This is a genomic window from Pseudomonas sp. W3I7 (assembly GCF_030816095.1).
Lineage (GTDB): Bacteria > Pseudomonadota > Gammaproteobacteria > Pseudomonadales > Pseudomonadaceae > Aquipseudomonas > Aquipseudomonas salomonii.
The window spans coordinates 3,517,586-3,543,549 of sequence record NZ_JAUSXP010000001.1; the positions used below are offsets into that span (position 1 = coordinate 3,517,586).

Annotated in this window: 14 protein-coding genes and 3 pseudogenes; 11 read left to right on the top strand and 6 right to left on the bottom strand. The window is 59.6% G+C overall.

Annotated features, from left to right (window positions below; genetic code table 11):
- The first annotated feature begins 90 nt into the window (after positions 1 to 90).
- Positions 91 to 4,914 (top strand): dermonecrotic toxin domain-containing protein, encoded by a 4,824-nt coding sequence (locus QF043_RS16190; protein ID WP_307419331.1) that lies wholly within the window; start codon positions 91 to 93, stop codon positions 4,912 to 4,914.
- Between the two features lie 72 nt (positions 4,915 to 4,986).
- On the opposite strand, the gene QF043_RS16195 is transcribed toward QF043_RS16190, so the two are convergent.
- Positions 4,987 to 12,168, bottom strand: coding sequence for an NEL-type E3 ubiquitin ligase domain-containing protein (locus QF043_RS16195; protein ID WP_307419332.1), 7,182 nt, complete (start codon positions 12,166 to 12,168; stop codon positions 4,987 to 4,989).
- Between the two features lie 133 nt (positions 12,169 to 12,301).
- Between QF043_RS16195 and QF043_RS16200 the strand changes: the two genes are divergently transcribed.
- A complete protein-coding gene (locus tag QF043_RS16200; RefSeq protein WP_307419333.1) occupies positions 12,302 to 12,520 on the top strand; it encodes a DUF2970 domain-containing protein in 219 nt (72 codons plus the stop codon).
- 98 nt (positions 12,521 to 12,618) lie between these two features.
- On the opposite strand, the pseudogene QF043_RS16205 reads toward QF043_RS16200, so the two are convergent.
- Positions 12,619 to 12,839 (bottom strand): annotated as a pseudogene (locus QF043_RS16205) (LacI family transcriptional regulator); the annotation flags it as partial.
- Between the two features lie 425 nt (positions 12,840 to 13,264).
- On the opposite strand from QF043_RS16205, the gene QF043_RS16210 reads away from it, so the two are divergent.
- The 3 genes from QF043_RS16210 to poxB all read left to right on the top strand — a co-directional run bounded on the left by QF043_RS16210 (position 13,265) and on the right by poxB (position 17,288).
- On the top strand, positions 13,265 to 14,923 hold the full coding sequence (locus tag QF043_RS16210) for a nitrite/sulfite reductase (protein ID WP_003190712.1): 1,659 nt from the start codon (positions 13,265 to 13,267) through the stop codon (positions 14,921 to 14,923).
- On the top strand, positions 14,907 to 15,401 hold the full coding sequence (locus QF043_RS16215) for a DUF934 domain-containing protein (protein ID WP_017136920.1): 495 nt from the start codon (positions 14,907 to 14,909) through the stop codon (positions 15,399 to 15,401). Before QF043_RS16210 ends, QF043_RS16215 begins: the two co-directional genes overlap by 17 nt.
- A 162-nt stretch (positions 15,402 to 15,563) precedes the next feature.
- On the top strand, positions 15,564 to 17,288 hold the full coding sequence (gene poxB / locus QF043_RS16220; RefSeq protein ID WP_307419335.1) for a ubiquinone-dependent pyruvate dehydrogenase: 1,725 nt from the start codon (positions 15,564 to 15,566) through the stop codon (positions 17,286 to 17,288).
- Between the two features lie 3 nt (positions 17,289 to 17,291).
- On the opposite strand, the pseudogene QF043_RS16225 reads toward poxB, so the two are convergent.
- Positions 17,292 to 17,534: pseudogene (locus QF043_RS16225) on the bottom strand (LysR family transcriptional regulator); the annotation flags it as partial.
- Positions 17,535 to 17,544: 10 nt separating this feature from the next.
- Here QF043_RS16225 and QF043_RS16230 point away from each other — a divergent pair.
- A pseudogene (locus QF043_RS16230) lies at positions 17,545 to 17,979 on the top strand (FMN-dependent NADH-azoreductase); the annotation flags it as partial.
- Between the two features lie 293 nt (positions 17,980 to 18,272).
- Complete coding sequence (locus QF043_RS16235; protein WP_307419336.1) at positions 18,273 to 18,584, top strand: hypothetical protein; 312 nt, start codon at positions 18,273 to 18,275, stop codon at positions 18,582 to 18,584.
- Positions 18,585 to 19,003: 419 nt separating this feature from the next.
- Here QF043_RS16235 and QF043_RS16240 read toward each other — a convergent pair whose 3' ends face one another.
- Positions 19,004 to 19,561 (bottom strand): NADPH-dependent FMN reductase, encoded by a 558-nt coding sequence (locus QF043_RS16240; protein ID WP_307419337.1) that lies wholly within the window; start codon positions 19,559 to 19,561, stop codon positions 19,004 to 19,006.
- Between the two features lie 227 nt (positions 19,562 to 19,788).
- On the opposite strand from QF043_RS16240, the gene QF043_RS16245 reads away from it, so the two are divergent.
- Entirely contained in the window at positions 19,789 to 20,025 is a 237-nt protein-coding gene (locus tag QF043_RS16245; RefSeq protein WP_307419338.1) for a hypothetical protein, read from the top strand.
- Positions 20,026 to 20,086: 61 nt separating this feature from the next.
- On the opposite strand, the gene QF043_RS16250 is transcribed toward QF043_RS16245, so the two are convergent.
- A complete protein-coding gene (locus QF043_RS16250) occupies positions 20,087 to 20,431 on the bottom strand; it encodes a hypothetical protein (protein ID WP_307419339.1) in 345 nt (114 codons plus the stop codon).
- 103 nt (positions 20,432 to 20,534) lie between these two features.
- The gene (gspG, locus tag QF043_RS16255; RefSeq protein WP_307419341.1) at positions 20,535 to 20,981 is read right to left on the bottom strand and encodes a type II secretion system major pseudopilin GspG; all 447 of its coding nucleotides are present in this window, start codon (positions 20,979 to 20,981) and stop codon (positions 20,535 to 20,537) included.
- A gap of 154 nt (positions 20,982 to 21,135) precedes the next feature.
- On the opposite strand from gspG, the gene QF043_RS16260 reads away from it, so the two are divergent.
- The 3 genes from QF043_RS16260 (at position 21,136) to QF043_RS16270 (ending at position 25,961) form a co-directional block, all read left to right on the top strand.
- Positions 21,136 to 22,053, top strand: coding sequence for a LysR substrate-binding domain-containing protein (locus tag QF043_RS16260; RefSeq protein WP_307419342.1), 918 nt, complete (start codon positions 21,136 to 21,138; stop codon positions 22,051 to 22,053).
- 157 nt (positions 22,054 to 22,210) lie between these two features.
- Complete coding sequence (locus QF043_RS16265) at positions 22,211 to 24,925, top strand: hypothetical protein (RefSeq protein ID WP_307419343.1); 2,715 nt, start codon at positions 22,211 to 22,213, stop codon at positions 24,923 to 24,925.
- Positions 24,903 to 25,961, top strand: coding sequence for a glycosyltransferase (locus QF043_RS16270; protein WP_307419344.1), 1,059 nt, complete (start codon positions 24,903 to 24,905; stop codon positions 25,959 to 25,961). The genes QF043_RS16265 and QF043_RS16270 overlap by 23 nt, the downstream gene beginning before the upstream one ends.
- The last annotated feature ends 3 nt before the right edge of the window (positions 25,962 to 25,964 follow it).

Here is a 25,964-nt window from a genome sequence, read left to right on the forward strand (position 1 = left end):
GGGTCGCCGGCGGTGGTATTCCTGTACCGCCCGCGCGGTCACCACATTCGATTTCCTGTCGCTTCCCATAACAGGCAAAAGGATTTCATCATGCCCACCCCGAGTTCCCCCACCGCTCTGAGCCAGCTACCCGCCCAGGCCATCCATGCGCAGTTCGCTACGCGCCCGGCCTTGTACTCCGTGGTATTCAATGCCCTGCGCAGCCGTATCCTGGAGCGCTATCCATCGCTCAAGCTGGATTTGGCTACGGTCAAACTGGCCATCCCACACCCCAACGGGGTGTACACCTTCCGATCGTTGATGGAAGTTGCCATCGCCCATGTGCTCAACCCACAGCTGCTCGACCTGCGGCCAAAACGCGAACTGGCGTACTACCTGACGCAACAGATCCCCCAAATCCTCAAGCCTGATACCCCGCCCCTTATCGACATGCGGGTAATTGCGAACATCATCGATGCCCTGCCCGAATCGATTCACCTGTATTTCCAGGCGGCGCTGGCTGACTACTGGAGCGAAACCGACAGCCATGGCAGCAGTCGCTGGCAGTGGCTGGGCGACTTTCTCAACGGCCGGATGACGGCAATAGCCGCCAGCCAATCGAACTTGAACGCGACCCAGCGGGACATGCTCAGGGTCGTCGCCACGTGGCCGGTGCAAGCCGAGCGCCTGCCCCAATCCTCACCCACCACCTTTGTTTATTTGATTGAAACCACGTTCGCCAAGGCCGGCCAGACCGTCAGCCTGCTAACCCCTGACCTGCTGCTGATACGCGACAAACAGGTGCTGCTGTACAGCGTGGCCGGGGATATCCAGGCGTTTGACAGCCTCGATGATTTCGGCGCTGCCTGGGGAACCAGGATGCAGGCGCGTTTCCAGTTCGACAGCCTTACGTGGCGGCGCAACGAGCCGGGCGGCAATGTGTTCGAGCAACAGGCCGGGCTGGTCCTCAATCAACAACTGGAAGATCTGGCGACGTTGAAGTTTCAGGGCCAGGATGAAGTAACCCTTGGGCGACGCCTGGAAAAACTCACTGATCCGGCGCTGCTGTTTACCCAAGTGCCGACAGCCGCTGCACCGACCTTGCAGAAGGTCAATGAGCAACTGCCGCCATGGCTTGCGCAAGCCAGTGCCGCCGACCGTTTTGCCTACCACCGCCACCTGCAGGATATGGCACAGGTGCTGCAACACAACCAGGGCCGCACATTCAATGAAGGCATTGAAAACATCCACGATTTCAGCCGCGCCGCATTGCGCAAGCAGATGCAAGCCGATCATGGCGATTTCGACCCTGACGAAGTGGTTCTGGACTTTGCCGTGGCCGCCGGTTACCCAGGTGGCGCCGGCATTATCGAACATGTGCGCATGTCGCTGACGGAGCTGGCGCTGAAGAACCTCGCCGGCAAGCCTAAAGGCACACTGACACTCTCAGCCAAAGGCTCCCAGGCGCTACCGACCTGGCTGGACGAAGACTACCTGCTGGGCAGTACCGGGCTGATCCAGCGCGTCGACATAGGCGCCACCTACCCACAAACAATCAAAGACACCTTGTTGTCCGACACGGCTGACGCACGACGACGGGAAACCCTGTTTACCCGCGAACTCAAGGTCAAGTTGCCGATGCAGGCACTCGAATACAAGATCCGCGGGCAGCATGGCGTTACCGTCACCGGTTACCGCTATGTGAAGGCCTTGATGGGCCAGATGCCCTCGGACAGGATCGTCGACCAACAGGAAATTGTCCTGCGTCCATTGGCCCTGTGCCGCAAACCTGGCGCCGCGCCGGATGAAGTCAACAACGCGTTCATTATCGAACCGCGTGATACGAGTGTCGGCCCGCACCTGCTGTACCAGCCGCTGTATGCCGACGCCCTGCATGAGTACCCGACCCGCCAGGCCTTGCTTGATGCGCTGGCCGCGCCCGGTGCGCTGCAAGACACGGTGCTGGCGTGGCTGAGCGACAAGGCCCGTCCCATCTATGACCATGGTGGCATCAAGGAACCTCACATCATTCGCTTCCTGCCTGGGGATGAATTCAGCATCCCTGAAAAACCAGCACCTGCGACGCTCGCCGTCGATGAAGGCGCGGGCGAATGGCTGCAATCGCAAGTCAATGGTCAACTGCTCAATCATCTGTTTGGCAGTACGGCGCGAGCCTTGGTCGACCTGGCGGACCGCGAGTCGGTGTCCAATTACGAAAGCCGCTGGGCCGTTGTGATGGAGGGTGCGTGGCTGCTGTTCAATACCCTGCTGTTGCCGCTGGTGCGGGGCCCGGCCATGCTGGTCGGCTGGCTCGTGGTGCTGGTCAGTAGCCTGGAACAGGACCTGGCAGGCCTGGACAGCAATGACCCAACCACTCGCGAATTGGCGTTGATTGACCTTTTGATCAACACCGCGATGGTGCTGCTGCACGCCGCCGCCCCCAACGACCAGCCCACCAAGCCCTTGTCACCGCCCACTGCGCAGGAGCATGCGCTGCAACTGGAAGCCTGGCGCCGCACGGCAGGACAGCCACCCGCGCAAGCGGCACCGCAGGTGCACCATGGCGCCGTGGCGTTGCCCGGCGAGCCCCCCGCCACCGGCCACACGGCCCTGGATTTCAGCCGCTCGATTGCCAGCCCGCAGGCCGGCGCCAAGCTGCTCAAGGCGTTACTGGAGGTGCAGGTGCCGTGGCCCGAAACCTTGCCGCCCGCGCAGCTCAGCGGTGCGCTCAAAGGGTTGTACCGCATTGACGGGACCTGGCACGCCAGCGTCGGCGGTCTGTTGTTCCAGGTCAGCGTGGTGCCGGGTTTCAACGAGGTCTACCTGGTGCATCCGCAACACCCGCAGCGTCCCGGTTTCAGGTTGCTCAGCGATGGCCAGGGGCACTGGCGCCTGGACCGCCATGCCCGGCTGGAAGGTGGCATGCCCAGACAAAGGGTGGCCGAGTTGGTAGACCGTAAGAAACAGCGATTGGAGCAACTGACTCCATTGCTGGAAATTCATACCCGGGAAATGAAACGTGTCGCGGACCAGACCCGACCCTTCAGCGAAGCGGTAAAGGCAGCACGCATCCGGCTGGCTGAGCAAAGACAGGCGCTCAGAGAGGATTGGGAAAGGCTTAACAACCCCGAATTATTGCCTGTGTTGCGCCCCCGAATCGCTGAGCGCCATGCGCAAAGACAGCGCTCCACGGCCCACGCCATGACCCAGTGGGAGATTGCCGTAGACAACTACCGCACAAACACCCAGGCGTTTATAACCGGGCTGCTGAAAACCGAAGTCATGGCCGGCGAATTGATGGACTTGGACAGGACAGAACCGCAATACAAGACCGCACGAGACAACGCTACGTTAAACATTTACAAATACTGGGTGTTGAACTACGCAGACTTGCATCAAAAAATCTCCCACACGTTGCACACCCAACGCGGCGAAAACTTTAGTGAACTGCTCAGGCGTATCGACACCGAGCTGCCGCGTGACATTACTGACGCCTACGATGAGTACATGAGCGCCGCAGCACAACGACTGGAAACATTGAATCAACTGCTCGAAACTGCAGAAAAGTGTGACGCCATTGTGCAGCGCGCCAGCCCGGCACTGCGTGAAAGCATGCTCAGAGAGGTTCCAGTCAATCAGCCCATCTCCCCTATCGTCATAAAGCAACACATCCTGTTATCCCTGGCTGAGATGCTCATCAACCGCGCGCTTGACGCCGATAAACCCGAAGAGCGCCCCTACCTTGATACCGTCGCTGACCGTCAGATCTATGCCACGGTCAACGCCCATACGGAAATGCGCACCACTGCCGGCTACACCGAGACCGAACAGATCGACGTGCTCAAGGATGTGCTCCAGCACTATACCCAACTGGAGAACGCCGTTGTCTCGCTGACCGACGTGCAGTGCGCCCTGCTGCGGGAACAATACCGGCAGCCCTTTCTTGATCAACTCAGGCAGGCCCGTAGAGAGCTTGAGGCACAACTGGCCAACTTGATCCTGGTTGAACAAAAGCTTGCCGCCCGCCCCGCCCGCGACAGGAGCAAACGCCCAAAACCGGCAACCCGACGCGTCATCAAAACCGTTGATCAAAGAAGCCTGATCGGCGACTTACGCCCAAGCAAGCCCGATGAGCCGGTCAGTTACGTCGATATCACCGATACGCTGACTGGAGAAGTGGTTAACACTTACCAAAGTCGCGAGGGCGACTGGGCAATCGTCGCGCCCCCGAGTGAGCCGAGAACGGCACCCACTCCGGCGGCACGCTCATTAAAAAGAATCCGAGCAGATGGCCAGGCCCTCAAAAACCAGCGCCCCGGTATCGACGCCAGCATTCGCTTCCAACAGCGCAAACTCCTGGACGCCACCCGACGGGAAGAAATCAACCCCAATGACTGGGAGGTGATGCTGACTCAACATGCAGCGAAATTCACAGCGCTTGCCGAGGAGCTCAAAAACGCCACGGATGAACCCGCCATTGCACTGCGCAAGAGCTACGAGGAGGCGGCAACAGAGGCCACTGCGCAGGCTTATCAACTGTGCGGCGAAGGCTATCTGCTGCAACGTCCCAAAGCCGCCAAGGTCGACTTTTTACACACCCATGAATTTGTCAGCATCCACTTGGTGAAAAAACGCTGGCGCCTGAAGGCCGGAGACTTTCTCACCGAATATGCCATACGCGACAAACGTAAAATCCAATCCGGAAAACGGCCGGAGGATACCGACCTGTGGTACGCGCACTTTCATTACCCGTCCGCTGAGTCGCCGGCTTCGAAGCCTGACTTCGGCCACCTGAAGACCCCGGCCGAGCGCCTATTTACGCGCAAGGAACTGATGGAGCAGGCCAAGGCGGATAACCGCGCCGTGATCAATCTGGACAAGGCCGTGATCGGCGCGCCGCTGGATCAGAAACTGTTTCTCGGCCTGGAAGTGTAAGCGAGGTTTTGCTTTGATTACGCCCACGCTCCCAGGGCGTGGGCGTAATCCTATGGGCTGCGGCTGTCTGGCTTACTGGCGTGTCGAGGGCCCCGGCTGCGGCGACGTTGGCCTGCCCGGCGCCGCCACAACACTGTCCGCCGACAATTCGTGCACCTCCTGGCGGGACAGTTCAAGCCGCAATTTCACCCGGGCGCTTTCTCGGTCAAATTGCAGTTGATTCATGGCCGCCTCGTAGCGCTGTTGACTGTCAGTGCCCTCCTCCCTGTCCGCATACTCGTCCTCGACCGCCTCATGGGCCGCGTCAGCGTCGCGCTGAAGTTGCTGGAACTCATCGGGATAGCGCTCTTCCAGGTACTGGTTCCAGTAGTCATGGCGAATCAGGCGTTCATAGAACGCATCAGACGCTTGCGCCGCCAGCACCTGCTCGCGGGCGCTGGTCAAGACGGCCCCACTGATCGGGGTACCAAACGCCATACGCGAGGGTTGCCCCGGCAGCTCCAGCCCGTCCGGCCAGCCACGGGTCAAACCGAGCCGATATTCCAGGCGTACCTCAGCCTCGTCCCTGCCTGCGGCATTGCGCATGGCAAGGGTATCAACCTGCTCCAAGCGAAATAATTGCCGGGACAGCGCCAGTAAACGCTGGCCCCTGACCTTCAGGGAACGGGTCGGCACGTCACACAGCACACGCTCGACGAGCACCATCACTTCCAACGAGCTGAAGGTGAGAATACGCCCGTCGATACAGGTGCCATGGGTGGCCGAGGCCGCGAATAACGACTCTCGCATCTCGCTACTGCCGACGGCGCTTTCAATCACCTCCCACACCCGCCGGGTAAGATCGACCGGTTGGAACCGGAACTCATCGGTATCGCGCAGGCGTTCGAGCAAATGGAAAAAACACTCATGCAGCGGCTCCTGGGCCAATTGCTGCCACATCTGCCGCCGGGGTGCGGCCAAACCTTGAGGTGAGTGCGTCAGCCAGGACGACAGCACCGTCTCTCCCGAATCGCGGCTGGGATCAACAATATTCTCCAGAGGTACATCGGCGCTTTCGTCGCTGTCACTGCTGGATTGAGCCTCATCGGAAGTATGTTCAAACCCTCGAATCCAGCCTGCAATTTCTGACTGATCCCATCCCATCACCGGCCCGTTGTGGGTAAGGCCATAAACTCTCATCCGTTCAAGACTGTCGCGTGATAGCGGTTCGTTATCGGCCAGATCCGTGCCACTCACCAACGCGTCATGACGGCCATTAAACAAACCGGAAGGTAAATCAACAATGTAATTGCCACAGAGGTCCAAGGTTGTCAGGTTGGGCAAGGCCAACGTGCCGCTGGGCCACTGCTCAAGGCGGTTGTAACTCAGGTTCAAGCGTTCAAGCCGATTGAAGGTCTGTGCGCTGAACTCAACCAGGCGGTTTTTGCCCAGGTCCAGGCGACGCAGGTGTGCGCCAATCGACAATCGATACAAAGGCTCGGGGTCGGCGATGGCATTAGTGTTTAAATCCAGCGCCTCAAGCTGGGCCATGCGCCCCACCGCCTCGGGCACGACCGACAGCTCATTACCACTCAAAATCAGCTTGCGCACCTCGGGGAAGCTATTGAGAAAGCCTTCGGCCCCCGATGCCGAGAACCCCACTGCGGTTAAATTCAGCGTGTGAACATGGCTGAACTGCACCGTCAGTTCAGGCAGATTGTCAACGCGCAAGCCGTGCAGGCTCAGTTCATAGCCGGCGTCGGCCGACACGCCGGCCTGCCAGCATTCGATGATCTTCAGTGCCACAGACTGGCGCTCCTCAGCCATCAGGCTTACGTCCGGGCCAGTTAATTCACGGGTGTACAGCCAGCCGTTGAGCTGGCGAGTCAGACCGACATATTCCTGATGCCAGGTGGTCAACAGCGTGTCTATGTGTGGATCGCTCATCCCACCGCTACGCAATTGTTCGAACCACAACAACGCTTTTTCGTCGGTCACCAACGGCGACAGTTGCTGCAAGCGCTTGACAAAACCCGCGGCGCCTTCGGCTACTGCGATCTGCTGGGGCATTGGCAACAGATGACGCCTCATCGTCAGGCCACTTTCCTGCGGGGGGAAGACGGCCGGCACACGCTGTTGTTCAAACCGAGCCAATGCCCCAGAGGGCAAGCCCTGTGTAACCTCAACCCGCTGACGCGCCGAATCCAGCGCGGCCTGGCTGGCTGCGTTGAGGCGGTTCCCCGTCAAGTTGGTCTTCATCAATGCGGCATCATCGGCCAGCACCGTCAGCGGTAAGCTCGCCAATTGATTGTCTCGCAAGTCCAGCCACTCCAGATCCGGCAGGCCCTCGGCACCGGCCGGCCAGGCGTTGAGTCCTGTCTGGCGCACGTTGAGCGCGCGCAGCTGGGTCAGGGCGCTGACATCCACCTCGGTGAGCGGGTGACTGTTATGGCTCAAATCCAGCACCTCCAGGCCAGGCAGATCATTGAGTTGCGCTTGCAGCGTCGGCATGGCCAAGCTGTTGTGGGACAGGTCAAGCCGGGTCAAGGCGGGAAGATCGCCTGTGCCTATGGGTATCTCAGTCAAGCCAAGCCCGTTGAGCTCAAGGCTTCGCGTCTCGCTGAAGGCGCGAATAAACCCTCGCGCCTGCTCGATGGATGCTACCGGCCACTGCAGGCGCAGTGTGCGCACATGGGCGAAACTGGCAGCAGGTAACTCGGGCAAGTCCACGCCGTGCACCTGCGACAGGGCGTCCATTACAAATACCGGGGCCTGCAACTCAAACACCGATGCATCGCCCGCTATGCCATAACGTTCGCCAATCGCTCGCCACCAATTGGCTTCAAGTTCGCTGATCACTTGTTCATTCGGCCCTCCCCGCCATTGCGTGGAACGTGACCAGTACCCGCTCACCGGATCCTCTTGTGCAGCGTAAAACGGCGCAAAGACATCGGCGTATTGGTCGCTGATCTGCTCAATAACCGCAAACCGCGCTTCGGGAGTTGGCGCGCTCTTGAGTATTTCCTGATGCAGGGAGTTGGCCAGGTTGTAATCCACTTTCAGCGATCTCAATTTACCTTTAGCGTACTCGCTGACCATCTGGTGCAGGTCCACCAGGTGCCCGCGCTCACCCTTATAGGTTCTGACATAGTCATAGGCACGCTTAAAGGGTTCACGTGGGAACCTTGACCAGTCCATCGACAGCCCCGCCCACAGCTTTTCATGCCCACTGTACAGCGTGGCGGGCAGCTCACTGATCGCGGTGTGGCGCAAATCGAGACGTTCCAGGTTGGGAAGGTTCTCGACATTCGCCGGCCATCGCGACAGACCACCAGGCGCCTCGATTTGCAGCTGTCTCAACTGCACCAGCGCAGACAGGTCAAGGCCATTGAGGGCGTTCGGGGAAAGGCCACGGTAATCAATATGCAGCGCTTCCAGCGAAGTCAGGCTACTGAGCCTCGAGAAGAACTCCGGCGCCAGTTGATTGACCGAGATGCCAAGCCTCAGGCTTCTGAGGCGCGCCATCTGCGTCACTGCCAGGGGCAGCGTTGTCAGCGACGATCCGTCGCCCCTCTCAACCAGCCGCCACAATCGGGGGCTGTCGCCAACAGACAGGGTTTGTACATTGGGAAACCGCGTTAAAAAGGCCTCGACTTCGGCATCGCCTATTTTGCGTCCAACCACCGCCAACTCATGAATATGCGCGAAATCAACCGTCAATGGCGGCAGATGTTCATCGACGTTGATATGCAAGCGAGCAGCGTTGTCTACAGTTCCTGCTAACGGTTCCCTGCGCCAGGCCTCCTTGAGCTGGCTGGCGACCAATGATTTATTGTTGGTGTGATGGCCGGTGGCTCCGTCACGCGAGGCCTGGACCCACTCGTCGAGCGTCTTCACCAACTCGCCATAATCGTGTTCGCGGTTCTGCAGATGGTTGAAGATTGCCTTGTTGCTCTTGCCCTGCGCCTGGAGCTGCAAAATGTAATCGCTGGCTTGGACATCGCTCAGGCCGTAGAGCGTTTGCGCTCGCGCCTCAAGACTCAGCGTCTGGCCGGCAGCTCGCCCACTGGCGTAATACCCCACGATCCGCTCGTTGATTCGTGCCGGTGGCTTGAACGTACTGCTTTGCGGCGCCAGCCAGTGGGGCGCTTGACTGCGGTAAAGGTCGGCAAAGGTGATGAGTTTCTCTCGCAGTTGCGCGCTCTGGCTGACCTGCGGCACACCCAGCCCCTGACGCGCGTTGTCGGGCATGGCATGCATCAGCGAGGCATAAAAATTATCGCCCTCTGTGGGCATACTGTTGAGTGCCTCGCCACGCGCATCGAACGCCTGAAACCGCGGACCTTTTTTCACCACATAGCGGGTATCCCGTGCCGTGCGACTGCCGATGCTGTCCAGCAGTGTGCCGCTGTAGCTGCCTTCGCGCACCTCCAGACGTAAGGTGTCGGGCCACCCCGGCAGTTTTTCCAGGGTATGAAGCGCAAGCCGGCGGCTGTCTGCGCTGGCCATGGTTTCGCTGCGCAACCCTGCATACGCACGGGTCTGGCGACCTTGTAACGCATACCAGCGTGCCTCCTCTTGCAGGTTCAAAGGCACCTTGTGCGTCGCCTCCAGCCGCTTGAGGTCATCCGGGGACGCGTGGGCCAGTGTCTCCCGGGCTGCGGCTTCGCTAAGGCCTGGGCAACTGCGTTGCAGCCGCCTGACCTGGCTGTCCAGCGGTTCGGTACCGGCGTAAAGGCTGTCGAAAATCGCCGGCTTGCGAGTCTGGGCATAATCGGCAATTTGCTTGCCAAACTCTTGCACCCTCGCGTCCGGCACCCGCGCGCCCTCGCCGCCCAGCAGGCTGGTCACCTGCGACTCATCCAATGCGGTCAGGATAACCGCGGGCAATCGTCCATCCAGCACATCAGCACGGGAAATCTGGATCGACGCTTGTGCAACGCCGCCCCGGGGCACGCGGCCGGCACCGTAGGTTATCGACTCCCCAGCGAGCGCTGGGCCCTTGAACACCTCAAGCACCCGGGTCTTCGGCCACCGCGGCATTTCGACCACCAGCGGCAGTGCAAACAGGTATCGCTCGTCGATCGGCTGGCTGCCCCGCAACTGCTCTATCACCTGCCCTGCGCCGGCATCGGCCTTGAACAAGCGCATGGCATCCAGCAGCTCAGGCGGCGCCAGCGCGAGGTCCATGTGCATCTTGCGCAGGGCGCTGTCGCTGACCCCGCTGACATCCGCCACCTTGAGCAGCTCGGTATCGGTAAAAGCGTCGGTTTCGTGGCCCATGCGTCGCAGCAGGGTAAGACGATCCCACTCGGCAGGCCGCTCCAGGGTATGGCGCCAGGCGCCCCGTCCATTGCTTTGAAGAATGGGTTGATAAACCTCGGCCTGGGTCGGATGCTTGATCCGCCAGCACTTGATCGACTCATCAAACACTTGCTCGTAGACCTGATCACCCAGACGAATATAAGTCCTGCCACCGAGCCGGTATTGCCCCTCGGCGTTGGGCACTGCATTGGCATCCAACGTAACGGGGCTCTCGTAGCCGGTCAGGTCCGGTTTCCACAAACGCGTTTCGCCATTGGGCAATGTGACGGGGCTGAGGTTTTCGAGCACCGGCTGCGCCTTGACCGCCCTGAATTTGCTCACCGCCGCTCCAACACCGGTCATAACCGCAATCTGCGCCAGGTTCTGCGCCACATCAATCAGGTGATCCCTGGCCGCGCGCTTGTCGCCCTCGGCCCACTCGATCGAACCTTGCACGGTCTCGGCCAGCAATTGCTCGACCATCACCGCCATCATGACTTCACCCAGCACGGGCACAAACATCGAGGCTGCGTTGAGCACCAGCATGCCAACTTCAAACAGGTGCGCAAGTTTAGCCTCCCGTGCCTTGGCATCTACCTGGGCGGTCGGTACGGCATGGGCACGGGCGTCGGCGAGGAGCTTGTCACGGTACTTTTCATACAGGTACGGCCAAAGGTCCAGGAGCCCGGAAAAGGTGCCTGTGCCGCGGTAAGGCATCAGGCTGCCGGGCGCAAGATAAGGGTCGCTGACCGGCTCCATCTTCGCGGGTTGTTCAGGTGGCAGTTCCTTGATGCGTGTAATCGGCGTCATGCCAAACACGAACTCCACAAATTTTCGCCAAGGCGAACTCAACGGGCCGCTTGGGGAATCGTCGGACTTCTGTGTGAATTGGCTGAAATAGTAAGGCCGCTGATCATAGGGTACGAATTGGCTGAAAAACCGCTGATAGGCCGTCGGTGCAGGATCGTCAGCCGCCATGCCTTCACGTGCGGTGAACAGGCGCTTGAACTCGTCGCGCAACTGCTGCCTGGTGTAGCGTTTGAGCGGGTGCGCCGGGTCATGGGGGATGTACAGAATCAGCTCGTCGCCGTACGGGTCACCGATTGCAAAATAGACGCAGCCGGTCAGTCTTTTTTTCATCAGGCTCATATCGAGCAGCCATACACGCTCGTTGCCAAGGGTGGGATAAAGGTTGCCGTTGATAACTGACACAATCATGGCGTGATCCGCAGGCTCGATATCCCCAATCGCCAAGGCGTGCTCGGCGGCAGCCCTCATGGTTGCCTTCTGGCTGGCCATGAAATGTTGACGAAGTGGCGGTTCAGGGCTTGCGTCGACCGGCGCAAAAAAAGAGGCCAGGTAGGTTTGATACTGAGCCCCTATATCCAGGCTGCGACACAAGGTCATGAACTGGCTGACGCTTAGGTTGATGGTTATGGGCTCGAAGGTGCCGGCGGTTTTGGTCGGCACCATAAAACCTGAGGATGAGTGGTAGGCATTCGGCTCGCACTCCCAGGCTTCAAAGTTATGCAAGCACGCCTGCAGCATCGACAGTTTCAGGAACTCGAACGAGTCGATTTCGATATCCAGCACACTGATTGCCAGCGTTCGCCGCAGGCACAGCAATGTGGCGTCGACATCCGCTTTCACCTGGTACTGGTCTTTCAACGCGTTGAGCAGCAACGGCCTGGCGAATGCCTCGATGTCCTGGAACGTCGCCATGGTGGTGTCCAACCGGACCTGGGCGATCGCGCAGGCTTTAACGCTCGCGTCGAGGGCCCGGCGCTGTGCAGTCGAAAGCGTTTTATAGGCCGACGGCAAGGGTGTTGTGCTGTGTTTAAGCGCCGACCTGCGGGCAGGCGTCGCGTCGACCAGCCACCGGGGTACGGCCTTTTCGAGGAAATCCCCATGGATACTCTGGGTGGCCGCCGGTCGCGTATCAGCACTGGCTTGGGTAGGTAATTCAGACATGGTGTCACTCCGTTGAATGGGGGTGACAGGACATCACCGCTCAACCCTTGGGCGGTGGTGAATAACTAGTGAGGGCAGCCCTCACCGGCAGATTGGCTATGCTCTTGAGGACAGCCATGCACACGAGGGTTTTATGAACGATCCAACCAACAATAAGCCGCCGACCTTCTGGCAGATGCTCCACAGCGTCATGGCGGCGGCCTTTGGTGTACAAAGCGGCAAGAACCGCGCCCGCGATTTCAGCCACGGCAAGCCCAGCCACTTTGTCATCCTGGGGGTGCTCTTCACGGCGGTATTTGCCTTGACCTTATTCGGCATCGTCAAGCTGGTACTGCACCTGGCCGGGGTCTGACGCAGCAGCAGTCGCAGGCTGAACGGGTAGCGGCAGGAGGCCGGTTTGCCCACGGCCGACAGGGCACGAAAGTCTCCCGGCCATGTCGACGCCTGCAACTGCTGGGCCTGTGGGGAATCGATCCACGCGTTGCGCTCGCAATAACGCACGCGCAAATCCAGGCCGTGGTCCTTGGCGGCGGCCTGCATGAATTGCGCATAGCTGACCCAGAAGGTTTCCGTGGCGAGCCTGGGTTGAGAAACAGCACCGAAGCGGCCTGGGCCATGGCCCCGCACGTCGATCCTGCTAACCACACACACGCAGTCAGAACCTTCAACAGGGTTGTTCGAGCCTGGAAAAATGATCGCCAGGATAGTGGCAATGCGACAGCCAATCGACGCTCAATCAACGCTCTTTGTTACTGGTGGCTGACCCAGAACACGGCCGTTCCGACCACCAGGATGATCAGGAACAGAATGGCCCAGGCGTCCACGGTACTGTCAGGTTTACGGGTTTTAGTGGAATTGCTCATTGCATCGCCTCTTGTCGGTTTTATAGGTGACGGCACTAAGACTCGACCACAGTAAAGATCATGATTGCCCGTATGACAAATGTGGGTATGGCGATAACGGTTCTCATTAGTCAGTTTGGTTATTTACATATACCCAAACATCACTTTTGCGCATATACGCAAACTGGTATCGTGCGCCGGCTCCGTTGGGAGTGCGCGGCCGTGCGCGCAGATTTGCCGAGAACAGGACCTATATGTACGTATACGACGAATACGATCAGCGCATCATCGAGGACCGCGTCAAGCAGTTCCGTGATCAGACCCGACGCTACCTAGCAGGTGAACTGAGCGAAGAAGAGTTCCGCCCTCTGCGCCTGCAAAATGGCCTTTATGTTCAGCGCTTTGCGCCGATGCTGCGGGTGGCCGTGCCGTATGGCCAGCTGACCTCGCGCCAGACGCGCATGATGGCCAAGATTGCCCGCGACTTCGACAAAGGCTACGCCCACATCAGTACCCGCCAGAATGTACAGTTCAACTGGCCGGCGCTGGAAGACGTGCCGGACATCCTCGCTGAGCTGGCGACTGTGCAAATGCACGCCATTCAGACCAGCGGTAACTGCCTGCGCAACGTGACCACCGACCAGTTTGCCGGCGTCGCTGCCGATGAGTTGATCGACCCACGCCCGTGGTGCGAAATCGTGCGCCAGTGGACCACCTTCCACCCGGAATTCGCCTACCTGCCGCGCAAGTTCAAGATCGCCATCAATGGCTCGACCTCGGACCGCGCGGCCATCGAAGTGCACGATATTGGCCTTGAGCCGGTGTACAACGCTGCCGGTGAGCTGGGTTTCCGCGTGCTGGTGGGTGGTGGATTGGGCCGTACGCCGGTGGTCGGCGCCTTCATCAACGAGTTCCTGCCGTGGCAGGACCTGTTGAGCTACCTCGACGCCATCCTGCGGGTCTATAACCGCTATGGCCGTCGTGACAACAAATACAAGGCCCGGATCAAGATCCTGGTCAAGGCGCTGACCCCTGAGGTATTTGCCCAGAAAGTCGACGCCGAGATGGAACACCTGCGCGGCGGCCAGACCACCCTGACCGAAGCCGAAGTGCACCGCGTGGCCAAGCACTTCGTCGACCCTGAGTACAAAGCCCTGAGCAATCAGGACGCCGAACTGGCTGCCCTCGACCAGCAGCACCCTGGCTTTGCCCGCTGGCGCACGCGCAACACCCTGGCGCACAAAAAGCCGGGCTACGTTGCCGTGACCCTGTCGCTCAAGCCTACCGGTGTTGCACCGGGCGATATCACCGACAAACAGCTGGACGCCGTCGCCGACCTGGCCGAGCGCTACAGCTTCGGTCAACTGCGCACCTCCCACGAGCAGAACATCATTCTTGCGGACGTCGAGCAGAGCCAACTGTTCACCCTGTGGGGCGAGCTGCGCGAAGGCGGTTTTGCCACGCCGAACATTGGCCTGTTGACCGACATCATCTGCTGCCCGGGCGGCGACTTCTGCTCCCTGGCCAACGCCAAGTCGATCCCGATTGCCGAATCCATCCAGCGCCGTTTCGACGACCTGGACTACCTGTTCGACATCGGCGAGCTGGACCTGAACATCTCCGGTTGCATGAACGCCTGTGGTCACCACCACGTCGGCCACATCGGCATCCTGGGCGTGGACAAGAAAGGCGAAGAATTCTACCAAGTGTCCCTGGGTGGCAGCGCCAGCCGCGATGCGAGCCTGGGCAAGATCCTTGGCCCGTCCTTCGCCCAGGAAGCCATGCCCGAGGTGATCGGCAAGCTGATCGACGTGTACATCGAACAGCGCACCGAAGATGAGCGTTTCATCGACACCTATCAGCGCATTGGCATCGACCTGTTCAAGGAGCGCGTCTATGCAGCGAATCATTAAGAACAACGAAGTCCTCGACGAAACCTGGCACCTGTTGCCCAAGGACGCGAGCTTCGACGGCATTTCCAACTGCGACGACCTGATTGTGCCGCTGGCCCTGTGGCGCGAACACGGGCACGCCCTCAAGGCCCGCGACGGCGGCCTGGGTGTGTGGCTGGACGCCGACGAGGAAGCCGAAGAGATCGGCGACGACGTGCAGCACTTCCAGGTCATCGCCCTGAACTTCCCGGCCTTCACCGATGGCCGCAACTACTCCAACGCGCGCCTGCTGCGTGACCGTTATGGTTACAAGGGCGAATTGCGCGCGATTGGCGATGTGCTGCGCGACCAGCTGTTCTACCTGCGCCGTTGTGGGTTCGATGCCTTCGCCTTGCGCGCCGACAAAGACCCGTATGAAGCGCTGGAAAGCCTCAAGGATTTCTCGGTGACCTACCAGGCCGCCACGGATGAACCGTTGCCGCTGTTCCGGCGCCGCTAAGCCTGCTGCTGTGAAAAACCCTGGCTTGCCAGGGTTTTTTTATGGGCGGCGTTTAGTCGGCCCCATGACGCAATCTTCACATTTAAGGGTGAACATCCGTCGTGTTCAAACTGTCCTCTACTGATCAGCAGCCTTTAACCTCACTGACGATTGGAGTTCTTCATGGCGAAAATCAACCTGGCCCAGCAGTTGGCGACCACCCTTGAACAGGCGGGCATCAAGCGCATCTGGGGCCTGACCGGCGACAGCCTCAATGGCCTGACCGACGCCCTGCGCACCATGGACAGCATCGAGTGGATGCACGTGCGCCACGAAGAAGTGGCCGCCTTCGCCGCCGGCGCCGAGGCCGCTGCCACCGGCGAGTTGACGGTGTGTGCCGGCAGCTGCGGGCCGGGCAACCTGCATTTGATCAATGGCCTGTTCGACTGCCATCGCAACCATGTGCCGGTATTGGCCATCGCCGCGCAAATCCCCTCCTCCGAGATCGGCCTGAACTACTTTCAGGAAACCCATCCGCAGGAACTGTTCAAAGAGTGCAGCCACTTTATCGAGCTGGTCACCAACCCGGCGCAGATGCCCCAGGTGCTGCACCGCGCCATGCGCTCGGCGATCCTCAACCGTGGCGTGGCGGTGGTGGTGATCCCAGGCGATATCTCGCTGCTGGAAGTGGAAGACAAACTCAAGCCCTGGCCGGCCCTGCACGCGCCGCGCACCTTGCCGGCGGAACAAGACCTGCAGCGCCTCAGCGAGATCCTGCACAGCAGCGAGAAAGTCACCCTGTTGTGCGGCAGCGGCTGCGCCGGCGCTCACGACCAGGTGGTCGCCCTGGCCGATGCCCTGGGCGCGCCAGTGGTGCATGCCTTGCGCGGCAAGGAGCATGTGGAGTGGGACAACCCGTTTGATGTGGGCATGACCGGCCTGATCGGCTTCAGCTCCGGTTACCACGCGATGCTCAACTGCGACACCCTGATCATGCTCGGCACCGACTTCCCGTATCGCCAGTTCTACCCGACCGATGCCAAGATCATTCAGGTCGACCGCAACCCGCAGGCGCTGGGCCGTCGCGCCACCCTGGACCTGGGCATCGCTGCCGATGTGAGCGAAACCATCGACGCGCTGTTGCCACACCTGACCCGCAAGACCGACCGCAGCTTCCTCGACACCTCGCTCAAGCACTATGAGAAAGCCCGCCAAGGTCTGGATGACCTGGCGCAGCCATCGAAGGCCGACCGCCCCATTCACCCGCAGTACGTGGCGCGCTTGCTCAGTGAGCTGGCCGACGACGATGCGATCTTCACCGCCGACGTCGGCTCGCCCACCGTCTGGGCTGCACGCTATTTGAAGATGAACGGCAAACGTCGCCTGATCGGTTCGTTCAACCACGGCTCGATGGCCAATGCCATGCCCCAGGCCATTGGCGCGCAGGCCGCGTTCCCCGGGCGCCAGGTAATCTCGATGTCCGGCGACGGCGGCTTTGCCATGTTGATGGGCGACTTCATCTCGCTGGCGCAGTTGAAATTGCCGGTGAAGGTCATCGTGTTTGATAACTCGTCACTCGGGTTTGTCGCCATGGAGATGAAGGCCGCCGGTTACCTGGACACCGGTACCGAGCTGAAAAACCCGGACTTTGCCGCCATGTCCAACGCCATGGGCATCCTCGGCATTCGCGTGGAGCAGTCCGAAGACCTGGAACCGGCCTTGCGCCGCGCCCTGGCCCATGACGGCCCGGTGCTGGTGGACGTGGTCACCGCTACCCAGGAACTGGTGATGCCGCCGACCATCAAGCTGGAACAGGCCAAGGGGTTCAGCCTGTACATGCTCAAGGCGGTGATGAGCGGGCGTGGCGATGAAGTGATCGAACTGGCGCGCACCAACTGGTTGCGCTGAGCCTCAGTGGCGACGAACAGCGCCGTAGCGGACCACCACCTGGGTGATTATCTCAACCAGGCGCGGGTCCGCTTCCGGCGCGCTGCGCTGGGCGATGCCGGCCTGGGCCAGACGGGTCAGCGCCGCCTCGCGGTACGGGCATGGCGCAGGGAACAAGGCCGGTGGCAACGGGTTCGGCAAGGCCACCAGCGGCTGCCCGGGCCAGGCCCAGACTAATGGCTCACGCCACAGCGCCAAACCTGGCTGAGGCCCCACCATGACCACGCTCCTGCACATCGAATGTTCGCCGCGCAAACAGCGCTCCGCGTCGCTGGAAATCGCTCGCCAGTTTATCGCCCGCTACCAGCAGAACGCCCCGGACACCCAAGTAGTGGCCCTGGATTTATGGGCGCTGGACTTGCCGGAGTTTGCCGGGCCGGTGATGGACGCCAAATACGCGGGTATTGCGGGTACGCCATTAAGCGCAGAACAAAGCGCCGCCTGGGAGACACTCAAAGCCCTGGCGGCTCACCTGCATCGGGCGGATGTGCTGGTGTTCTCGGTGTCGTTGTGGAATTTCGCGACTCCCTACAAGCTCAAGCACTTTATCGACGTGGTGTCGCAGAAGGACGTGCTGTTTGAGTTCAGCCCGGAGCATGGGGTGCGGGGCTTGCTGCACAACAAGATTGCGGTGAATGTGTATGCGCGGGGGTGGCGCTTAAGCTTGCTGATCGATTGGGGGTTAGGATCTGCTGAGTGTATATCCGTTATTTAGGTAACGGCGGCTTATGGTTCCGCTCTTACAGCGGGTCACTTTTGCAAGGACGCAAAAGTAACCAAAAGGTCCTCGCCCCAACACTCGGTGCCTCGCTGTGGCTCGGCATGCCCGCAATCCGACACTGATTTGGGGGGCCGCCGCCACGCGCCATCCATGGCGCGGGGCGGCTAAACCGGCATCCCTGCCGGTTTACCCCCCAAATCACTGTCGGATTCCGGCCATCGTGTTTGACGGGGCGATTTCAGATCAAGATCAAGATCAAGATCAAGATCAAAAGCGCAGATCAAAAGACCGCTGACTTCGTCATCGAAAAGGATGTAAGAGCAACAGCAACAGCAACAGCAACAGCAACAGCAACAGCAACAGCAACAGCAGAGCCATACTCGGTCAAAGGTGGGAGCTGGCTTGCCTGCGATAGCATCAACTCGGTGCACCTGACACACCGAGGTGTCTGCATCGCAGGCAAGCCAGCTCCCACAGAAAAGCAGTTCTTCAGTGGATGCAAATCCGCAGCCGACCTCATATTCGAAACTGCATGAGCCCGCTCCCACATTTAGACCGCGTTGCATCAGGTAGAGAGGCTTTTGCTTTGCACTTGATCTGGCTTTTGCTTCAACCACTCAGGTCGGCTTTCAGGCCGCCGTGCTCTGCTTTTGATCTTGATTTTGATCTGAGGCGCCCCGTCAACCACGATGGCCGAACGCAGGCTTGAATCCGTGGGTAACCCGGCAGGACGCCGGGTTAGCCGCGCTGGGCCAAGGATGGCCCATCGCGGCGGCCCACGGATTCAAGCCGGAGTGAGGGCACACCGAGCATTAGCGAGGTGCCAAGTGGTGGGGCACAGACCTTTTGGTTACTTTTGGGGCGTTTGCCAAAAGTGACCCGCTGTAAGAGCGGAACCATAGGCCGCCGTTACCGCAGCAACGGATATGCCCCCAACCACCACGCCCTACCCCCATCAGCCCAACTGTTTCTCAACCCACTTACCATACCCATCAATAAACGCCTGCAAAAACGGCCGGGTCTTCTCCGACACCTGACCCGCCTCATCAAACACACTCCCCGCCCCGCCCAGGTACGCCTCGGGCTGCTGCATGCAAGGCACATCCAGAAACACCAGCGACTGGCGCAGATGGTGGTTGGCACCAAACCCACCAATGGCCCCCGGCGACACACTGATGATCGCCCCAGGCTTACCCCCATAGGCACTTTGCCCATAAGGACGCGACCCAACGTCAATGGCATTCTTCAACGGGGCGGGCACGGAACGGTTGTATTCCGGGGTTACAAACAACACCGCGTCGGATGAACGTACTTGCTGACGGAAAGTACTGTAGGCTGCCGGCGGTGATGCACCGTCGATGTCCTCGTTGTAGAGCGGCAAATCGCCAATTTCCACAATGCTCAACTTGAGATTGGCGGGGGCCAGTTCGGCCAGTGCCAACGCGACCTTACGGTTGATCGAGTCTTTTCTAAGGCTGCCAACCAGGACGGCAATCGTGTAGACCTTGCTCATGAGGTTTTCCCGACGTCTGACTAAAGGAGCTTGTAGTTATAGAGACTTCACGACAGCTTCACCAGTGAGTTTTGATAATCTCAACGCCGTTTGCCACGCACCCACCAGCGTAGGAAACGTCGGAAAACATCAAAGAATAGTATTTTTTTTCCATAGGTAAACTACCCCGCTCCATGACGGTCTACAGAACCGCAAATCGAGTGTTTATCTCCAGAGGTTCTAAACAGATGGCTGCAGTACTTGTCGGACAGTTCCATGCCAGAGACGCGGAAGGACGCGTGTATTCCGTGCATGAGTTCCAGGAATCCAACCCGGCGCAGGACGGCCAGGCTGGCTCGCCGCCTACCACCACCTACAAGCTGGCCATTGGCGACCGTGTAGAAAAATTGGAAGGCGATGAATTCAAATTGATCCAGTCGGGGACCATCATCACCCGCGAATCGCAAACCGTCCTCGCTTCATAAGATCCCGCCTTATCGACCTGCTCAGTCCTGGCCATTACTGGCGTTGACTGGGCCGGGGGGATCACGGGCGGCGCATCTGCGTCACCTCCACGTCCTGCTCGCCGTCCAGTTGCTTGAGCGTTACCAGCAACCGTCCCCGCTCGCCTTCAACGGCATACAGCGAACGCTTGTAGCCCGGCGTGCCGTAAGCGGGATGCGCCACCACCTGCCTGACCAGCGCAATCTCCAGCACCGCCCCCACCTGCTCGCTCACCTGTTCCTGGGAACGGATAAACGCCTCAAGGGCGTGGTTTTCCGGGGTGCGTTCGTCTTGATTATTGAGGAGATAAGCAGCCACGCAACCAATGGTCACCAAGACCAGCAGTTGTTTGGCCCTTACCCCGAAAAACGTCGAGGGTAGAGGCATGTGAGACCAGACCTGTTGTTGTTTTAAGTGCCGTGCGAGCGGCATTGGTCGTTGATGATCAGCTGCGTCATTCTAATCGGGTCGATGGGGAATGCCAGGTGATTCAGTGGTCGCCGTAAGTAATATCCTTGTTATCGCCGACGCCGCCGAGGGTCCGGTCCTTGCCGAATGAAAACAGATCGAAGGCGGTGTTGGGCTGGGTCGCCGGGTAGTGGTACTGATAGGCGATGCCCCAGGGGTCGGTCAATAGCTCTTCCTTGACATAGGGGCCTTTGCCGTTGGCCGACGGCGCAGATTGCGCGGTCAACACCTCCAGGCCCTCCTCATCCGTAGGGTAGCGACCAGTGTCCTGATGGAACTGCTCGACAGCCTTGCCCAGCTCAGCCACCTGAGCCTTGGCGGCAGCGATCTCTGCCAGCGTCACGTCCCCGAACAGGCGTGGCCCCAGCGCCAGGGCCAACAAGCCAATGATGACCAGCACCACCAGCACCGCCCAGCGCGTAAAGCCACGCTGGGAGGGTATTTTTGCGGTTATAAGACTTGCCGGCATGATGAGACTCCCCCTTTCCCTCGATTGATACATTCTTTGTATAACCTGCCCGTGACAGTGACATACACACTGACGGTAGCCAACACTCACCCAGGCCTGTGCTCTTTTTTACCCAGCCATTGAAACCCCACCACACTGAACATAGACTCCGGCGATGCGTTTACGTCATATCGAAGTGATTCAGGCCATTTTGCAGACCGGAACCCCAGGCTTGGCCGCCGAGTGGTTGCAACTCTCCGTGGGCGATGTGGACGCAACCCTCAAGGAGGCCGAGCAGCAACTGGGCTTCATGCTGTTTGCCAGCGTGCGCGGGCGTTTGCAAGCCACGCGCGAAACCCTTGAGTTGCAGGCTGAAATCGCCCACCTCTATGAGGCGCTGGAGCCGGTGCAGCGCCTGGCCAGCCGCCTCAAACACCATCACGCCCCGACCTTGCGCACGCTGTGCACGCCGCCCCTGGCCAATCAACTCTTGCCGCAAAGCCTGGCGCTGCTGCGCCGGCGCTTTCAGGACACGCCGTGCAACCTGTCGAGCCAGCCGACGCGGGAGATTGTCAGGAGCCTGCTGTTGCATGAAGCCGATGTGGGCCTGAGCCTGCATGATCCGCAACACCCGCAAATCCAAAGCACCGTACTGGCCCAGGGCAAGTTGCAACTGCTCGCGCCCCAGGGTTGGCTCAAACCCAAGCAAAAGTACATTGCGCTGCAGGACCTGGCCGGGCAGTCGATGATCGGGTTGGAAGGCCACGACCCGCTAAGCCGTCTGTTGGACGCTAAACTGCAAGCCCTGCGCCCGCTGCCGGTGGTGCAAACGCGGGTGCAGACCTACCAGATGATGCGCAGCATGGTGGAAGCTGGCGAAGGGCTGGCCATTGTCGACCCGTTCACCGCGTTTGGCGCGCGGGACGCCGGGCTGGATGCGTGTCCGTTATCGCCACCTGTTCCCGTAGTCCTTTATGCGTTGACGCTCAAGGACGCTGAACCCACACCAGCGTTGAACGCACTGATGGAAATCGTCGCACAGAAGGCCGAGGCCTTGCTGGCTGGCCAAACGCCGCCTCCACGGGCCTCCTGACCCTCATCTGCGCGCCCTCTTTACCCGCCTTGTCGTCGAAACAATCCCTGACAGTCAGGCGGGAACTCTGTCCGAGTTTTGTCCCACCCAACGACGCACACAGCGCCCCAAGCGCGTTGTGCTGGACGCTCTCTTAAAACTACGGACAGGTTAACTCATGACTGCGATCCCTCTTGCACCCGCTTATACCCCTCTCTTTGCACCGGCCAGCCTCGCGCCGGAACACTCACCCCGCCCCCTGACAGCTCAGCCAGCCGAGCCAGCCAACGACAGCGACGCTGACGAATTCGACAACCCGACAGCCCTGAACAATGCCTTTGCCGAACGGCATAACTGGCAAACGTTGAGCCAGGCCCTGCACAAGGTCCTTGAGTCACTGGAACAAGCTTCCCACGGCGATATGTCCAGCGAGCAAAAAAGCCAACTGGAGGCAACACTGGCCTCGCACCTGAACACTGTCTCAATATCGGTGTGTGAAGACTCCAGCTACTACCGCAAACACAAGCTGACCCCCACCAGCCTGGTCAAACTTGAAGTGTTCCTCAGCGGCAGCGGCTTGACTCCCCCCAAAACCCTGGACGACTTGCTCGCGTTGTACCAAGTCGCCGTAAAACAGGCCCATTCCCACCCTCTGGGCAATTTCAGCGGTGCACTGGCCTGGCCGATACCTCTGAACGCCCAGCAAAAACAAACCATCATCGACCTGTTGAATGCGCCCCACGCAACTGTGCCCGGACTGCCATTGGCCGACAAAAAAAAAGGCGTGCTCGGCTACCTGCTGTCAGCGGCCAACCTGTCCAACGCTGATCTGAAACAAACCAGCAACGCAGTGGAGACATTGCTCGGTTCGGCCAACGCACAAGCCCTGGGCCGGGCCATACAAACAAAATTGGGCGGCATTGCCACCACCAGCAGCATCAATGATTACCTGCTGGCAGCGATTCACCTGGGCCTGGACTCAACCATCACAAGCGAGCCGACGCGCACTAACGTGGCCGAATTTGACCTGAACCAACGGGCATTCTGGGGGAAATCAGCGCCCGCGATAATCGACGGTTTGAGCCAATACCTGGTGACCCAAGGACTGGCCACCGCGCCCTCGGCGGACCTTGCCGCCCGAGTGTTGCTGGCGCGCACCGCACCGCATTGCCTGGTCAAGGACATCCCGCCCGGCGTGACATACGGCAGTATCCCCTGGGCGCAGCTGGCGATTGCCGCGGCCAAGCTGGAAGCGCAATCCCCTGGCTGCGTGCTCACGATGACGTATGCCCAAGTGATCGCCGCCGCCGAAGACCTCGACATCGGTGCAGCGCTCACACACGCCATCCAGCGCGAAGCATTACGCAACTGGGGAGTGGCCAATGAGCTGTTGAAGGCCGACCCGGTACCGACTGAAACACAAATGCTGGCCGTACAGAGCACGTTCATGGCCCAACAGAGCGCCTTGCAAGCGACCTCCACCGCGCTCGCAACGCCCATCCCCATGTGCGAAGAGATGGGGATGGCCCTGCTCAAAAGTGAATTTCCGGGTATCGCAGACGACGTATTCAGGTCCAAGTGCCTCACGAAAGCCACGTTGTCCCCAGGAAGGCCCGGCCGTTCCCCCGGCAAACATTCAATGCTGGACGTCGTGATGCGGGGTGAAAAGGTCAATCATGGGGACAAAGAACATTGGCTCACCGATGACAAACGGATACCGATCGAAGCGTTTTGCATAGCCAGCGCAGGCGGCAAACTGTCGGTTGCAGAGCCCTTTGCCGAGAATTACAAGCAGGCAATAGAGGCGCAGGAAAAAGGTCACGCAGGCTTGACCCAGTACCTCATCTCAACCTTGCCGCCGGAGGACCGAAAGAACTTTGAATATGGCCAACTCGAATTTTTCCGTACCAACCAATACAAGATAGAAAACGATTTCTGGAATAAGACCCTCTACCGAAAAGACCATACGCTGGATGTAAAGATCACGCGTGACAAGCAGGTCAACCTTTATCGCATCGATACGCTCGCCGGCACTGTTTCAAAACACAATGATCTGCTCAAAAAGTACACGCCGCCCTACAAAGAGCTCGAACGCAGAGACGCCAACCTGCTCTCCAAACTCGAAGAGTTCAACCCCTTCGCGGACGAGCACGCCACACAGGCCCCTGAAAAAAAACCCACGACCTCGGACACACCGCGTGTTTTTGATAGCGAACGTAGCGCCTACATCGCCAAGTTGGTCGTCAATGCCCTTGATCTGCAAAGCGAGGACCTGCGCAACTATGCCAGAGGGATGACCTCTTACGACAAGGACGCGGCGGATAACAAGAGGCTCCGCGAGCTTTTCCTCAACATGATTCCCTTGAGGTCGGCGATCGTCAATTTCATGCAGGGCAAGATCGGCGACGGTCTGTTTGATCTTGCCACGGACGTGGTTGGCCTAGTGACCCTGGGCGCCGGCAAGGTCGCACAGGCAGGCAGGGTATTTGCCAAAGGCGTGTCCGGTGTCAAGGGCGTGGCGAGGGCGGCCCGATTCCTCGGGACCGTCGCGATCCAGGCACTCAACCCGCTCGATGGCGCGGGCGACTTGCTCAAGGGTATCAGCCGCTGGACGCTGTCCAAGGCACGCAAGGCCGTCAGCGTCCTCAAGGGCGCCAATGGCAGTTACGACGCGCTCAAAGCAGCCGGTACGCAACATGGCCTGGCTGCCATCGGCACCTACAAGGTTGCTGATCAACGCGTGGAAGCGGGCGCCGTATTCCGTAACGGTCATTGGCATGCCTACGACGTGATCAAACAACAGCCTTATGGCGCTCCGCTGGACCATTTTCAGCCCACGGTGGCGACGCTCGGAGGCGAAGTCAAAGCTCTTGACACCCCCGTCGCTGCTTGATTACAAGGTCAACGTCGCCCCCGAGCAGTTGCGGGTGACGGGGCTGCAGAACAATATCTATGTAGGCCCGAACAACAAAGAATATATAAAAATCGACAACGCGTTCTACGCGTCGAAAATCAAAGACGGCCAGCGAGTCATCCAACACCCCAGTGCCGCCCGCAACACCATTCCCGTCAAAGACCTGGGCAACGCCGGTTGGGAACCTTCCGCCACCGCCACTCGTTTATTCGGCGGCAGCCCTCCATCGCCGTGGAAACTCAACGACACCACCTACGTCGTACCGGTGGACGATATAAAAATACACACCGACAGCCCCTACCCCTACACCATCAACTACCAGGGGATGAACTATGTCACCACCTTTGACACCCAAGTGGGCGCCTGGAGGGCCGGCTCAGGCACGGGTAACGGCACCGCCACCGAATACTTCTGGAGAACCGCGAAGAACAAGTGGCAACGAGGCCCACTGCAAGAATATATAAATGCCAAGAAGCACATTGCCGAGCACAACTTCAGGTTTATCGAAATCACGCCGCCGGCCATATTGCAGATGCCGAAGAATATCCGGCCGATCCCCAAGGACATTCATTATTTCTGGGCCGGCGGCGAGATACCGGACAAGCTGGCGAAGAATATCGCGAACAATGCCGAGAAAATGCCGGGGTTCAAATCCATCGTGCATGTGGACGCCGACGATGCGCAGACATTCCAGGCCATCAAGCTCAAACTGGAAAACAACGCCTCCGGCATCACGGTCATGAACCTGCATGAAGACGCCTTTTTCGAGCCGCTGAAAAACTCCGAGCTGTACACCTATTTCCGCCAGGGACAAGGCAAAAACCTCGCCGCCACTTCGGATGTCACGCGCTACCCGTTGATGAATAAATATGGAGGTATTTACCTGGACACCGATGACACGATAAGAGGCACTTTGGGTTCGGCTGGCTTGAACGCCGGCGACTCGGATATGTTAGTCAGCCGCCCCGGTCGCCCACCGCGTGACCGATTTCAAACCCTTCTTCAATACCAGTAACTT

Excerpts from the sequence above, each read along its gene's own strand:
- QF043_RS16190 (WP_307419331.1), top strand. The coding sequence starts at position 91 with ATGCCCACCCCGAGTTCCCCCACCGCTCTGAGCCAGCTACCCGCCCAG.
- QF043_RS16195 (WP_307419332.1), bottom strand. The coding sequence starts at position 12,168 with ATGTCTGAATTACCTACCCAAGCCAGTGCTGATACGCGACCGGCGGCC.
- QF043_RS16200 (WP_307419333.1), top strand. The coding sequence starts at position 12,302 with ATGAACGATCCAACCAACAATAAGCCGCCGACCTTCTGGCAGATGCTC.
- QF043_RS16210 (WP_003190712.1), top strand. The coding sequence starts at position 13,265 with ATGTACGTATACGACGAATACGATCAGCGCATCATCGAGGACCGCGTC.
- QF043_RS16215 (WP_017136920.1), top strand. The coding sequence starts at position 14,907 with ATGCAGCGAATCATTAAGAACAACGAAGTCCTCGACGAAACCTGGCAC.
- poxB (WP_307419335.1), top strand. The coding sequence starts at position 15,564 with ATGGCGAAAATCAACCTGGCCCAGCAGTTGGCGACCACCCTTGAACAG.
- QF043_RS16240 (WP_307419337.1), bottom strand. The coding sequence starts at position 19,561 with ATGAGCAAGGTCTACACGATTGCCGTCCTGGTTGGCAGCCTTAGAAAA.
- QF043_RS16245 (WP_307419338.1), top strand. The coding sequence starts at position 19,789 with ATGGCTGCAGTACTTGTCGGACAGTTCCATGCCAGAGACGCGGAAGGA.
- QF043_RS16250 (WP_307419339.1), bottom strand. The coding sequence starts at position 20,431 with ATGCCTCTACCCTCGACGTTTTTCGGGGTAAGGGCCAAACAACTGCTG.
- gspG (WP_307419341.1), bottom strand. The coding sequence starts at position 20,981 with ATGCCGGCAAGTCTTATAACCGCAAAAATACCCTCCCAGCGTGGCTTT.
- QF043_RS16260 (WP_307419342.1), top strand. The coding sequence starts at position 21,136 with ATGCGTTTACGTCATATCGAAGTGATTCAGGCCATTTTGCAGACCGGA.
- QF043_RS16265 (WP_307419343.1), top strand. The coding sequence starts at position 22,211 with ATGACTGCGATCCCTCTTGCACCCGCTTATACCCCTCTCTTTGCACCG.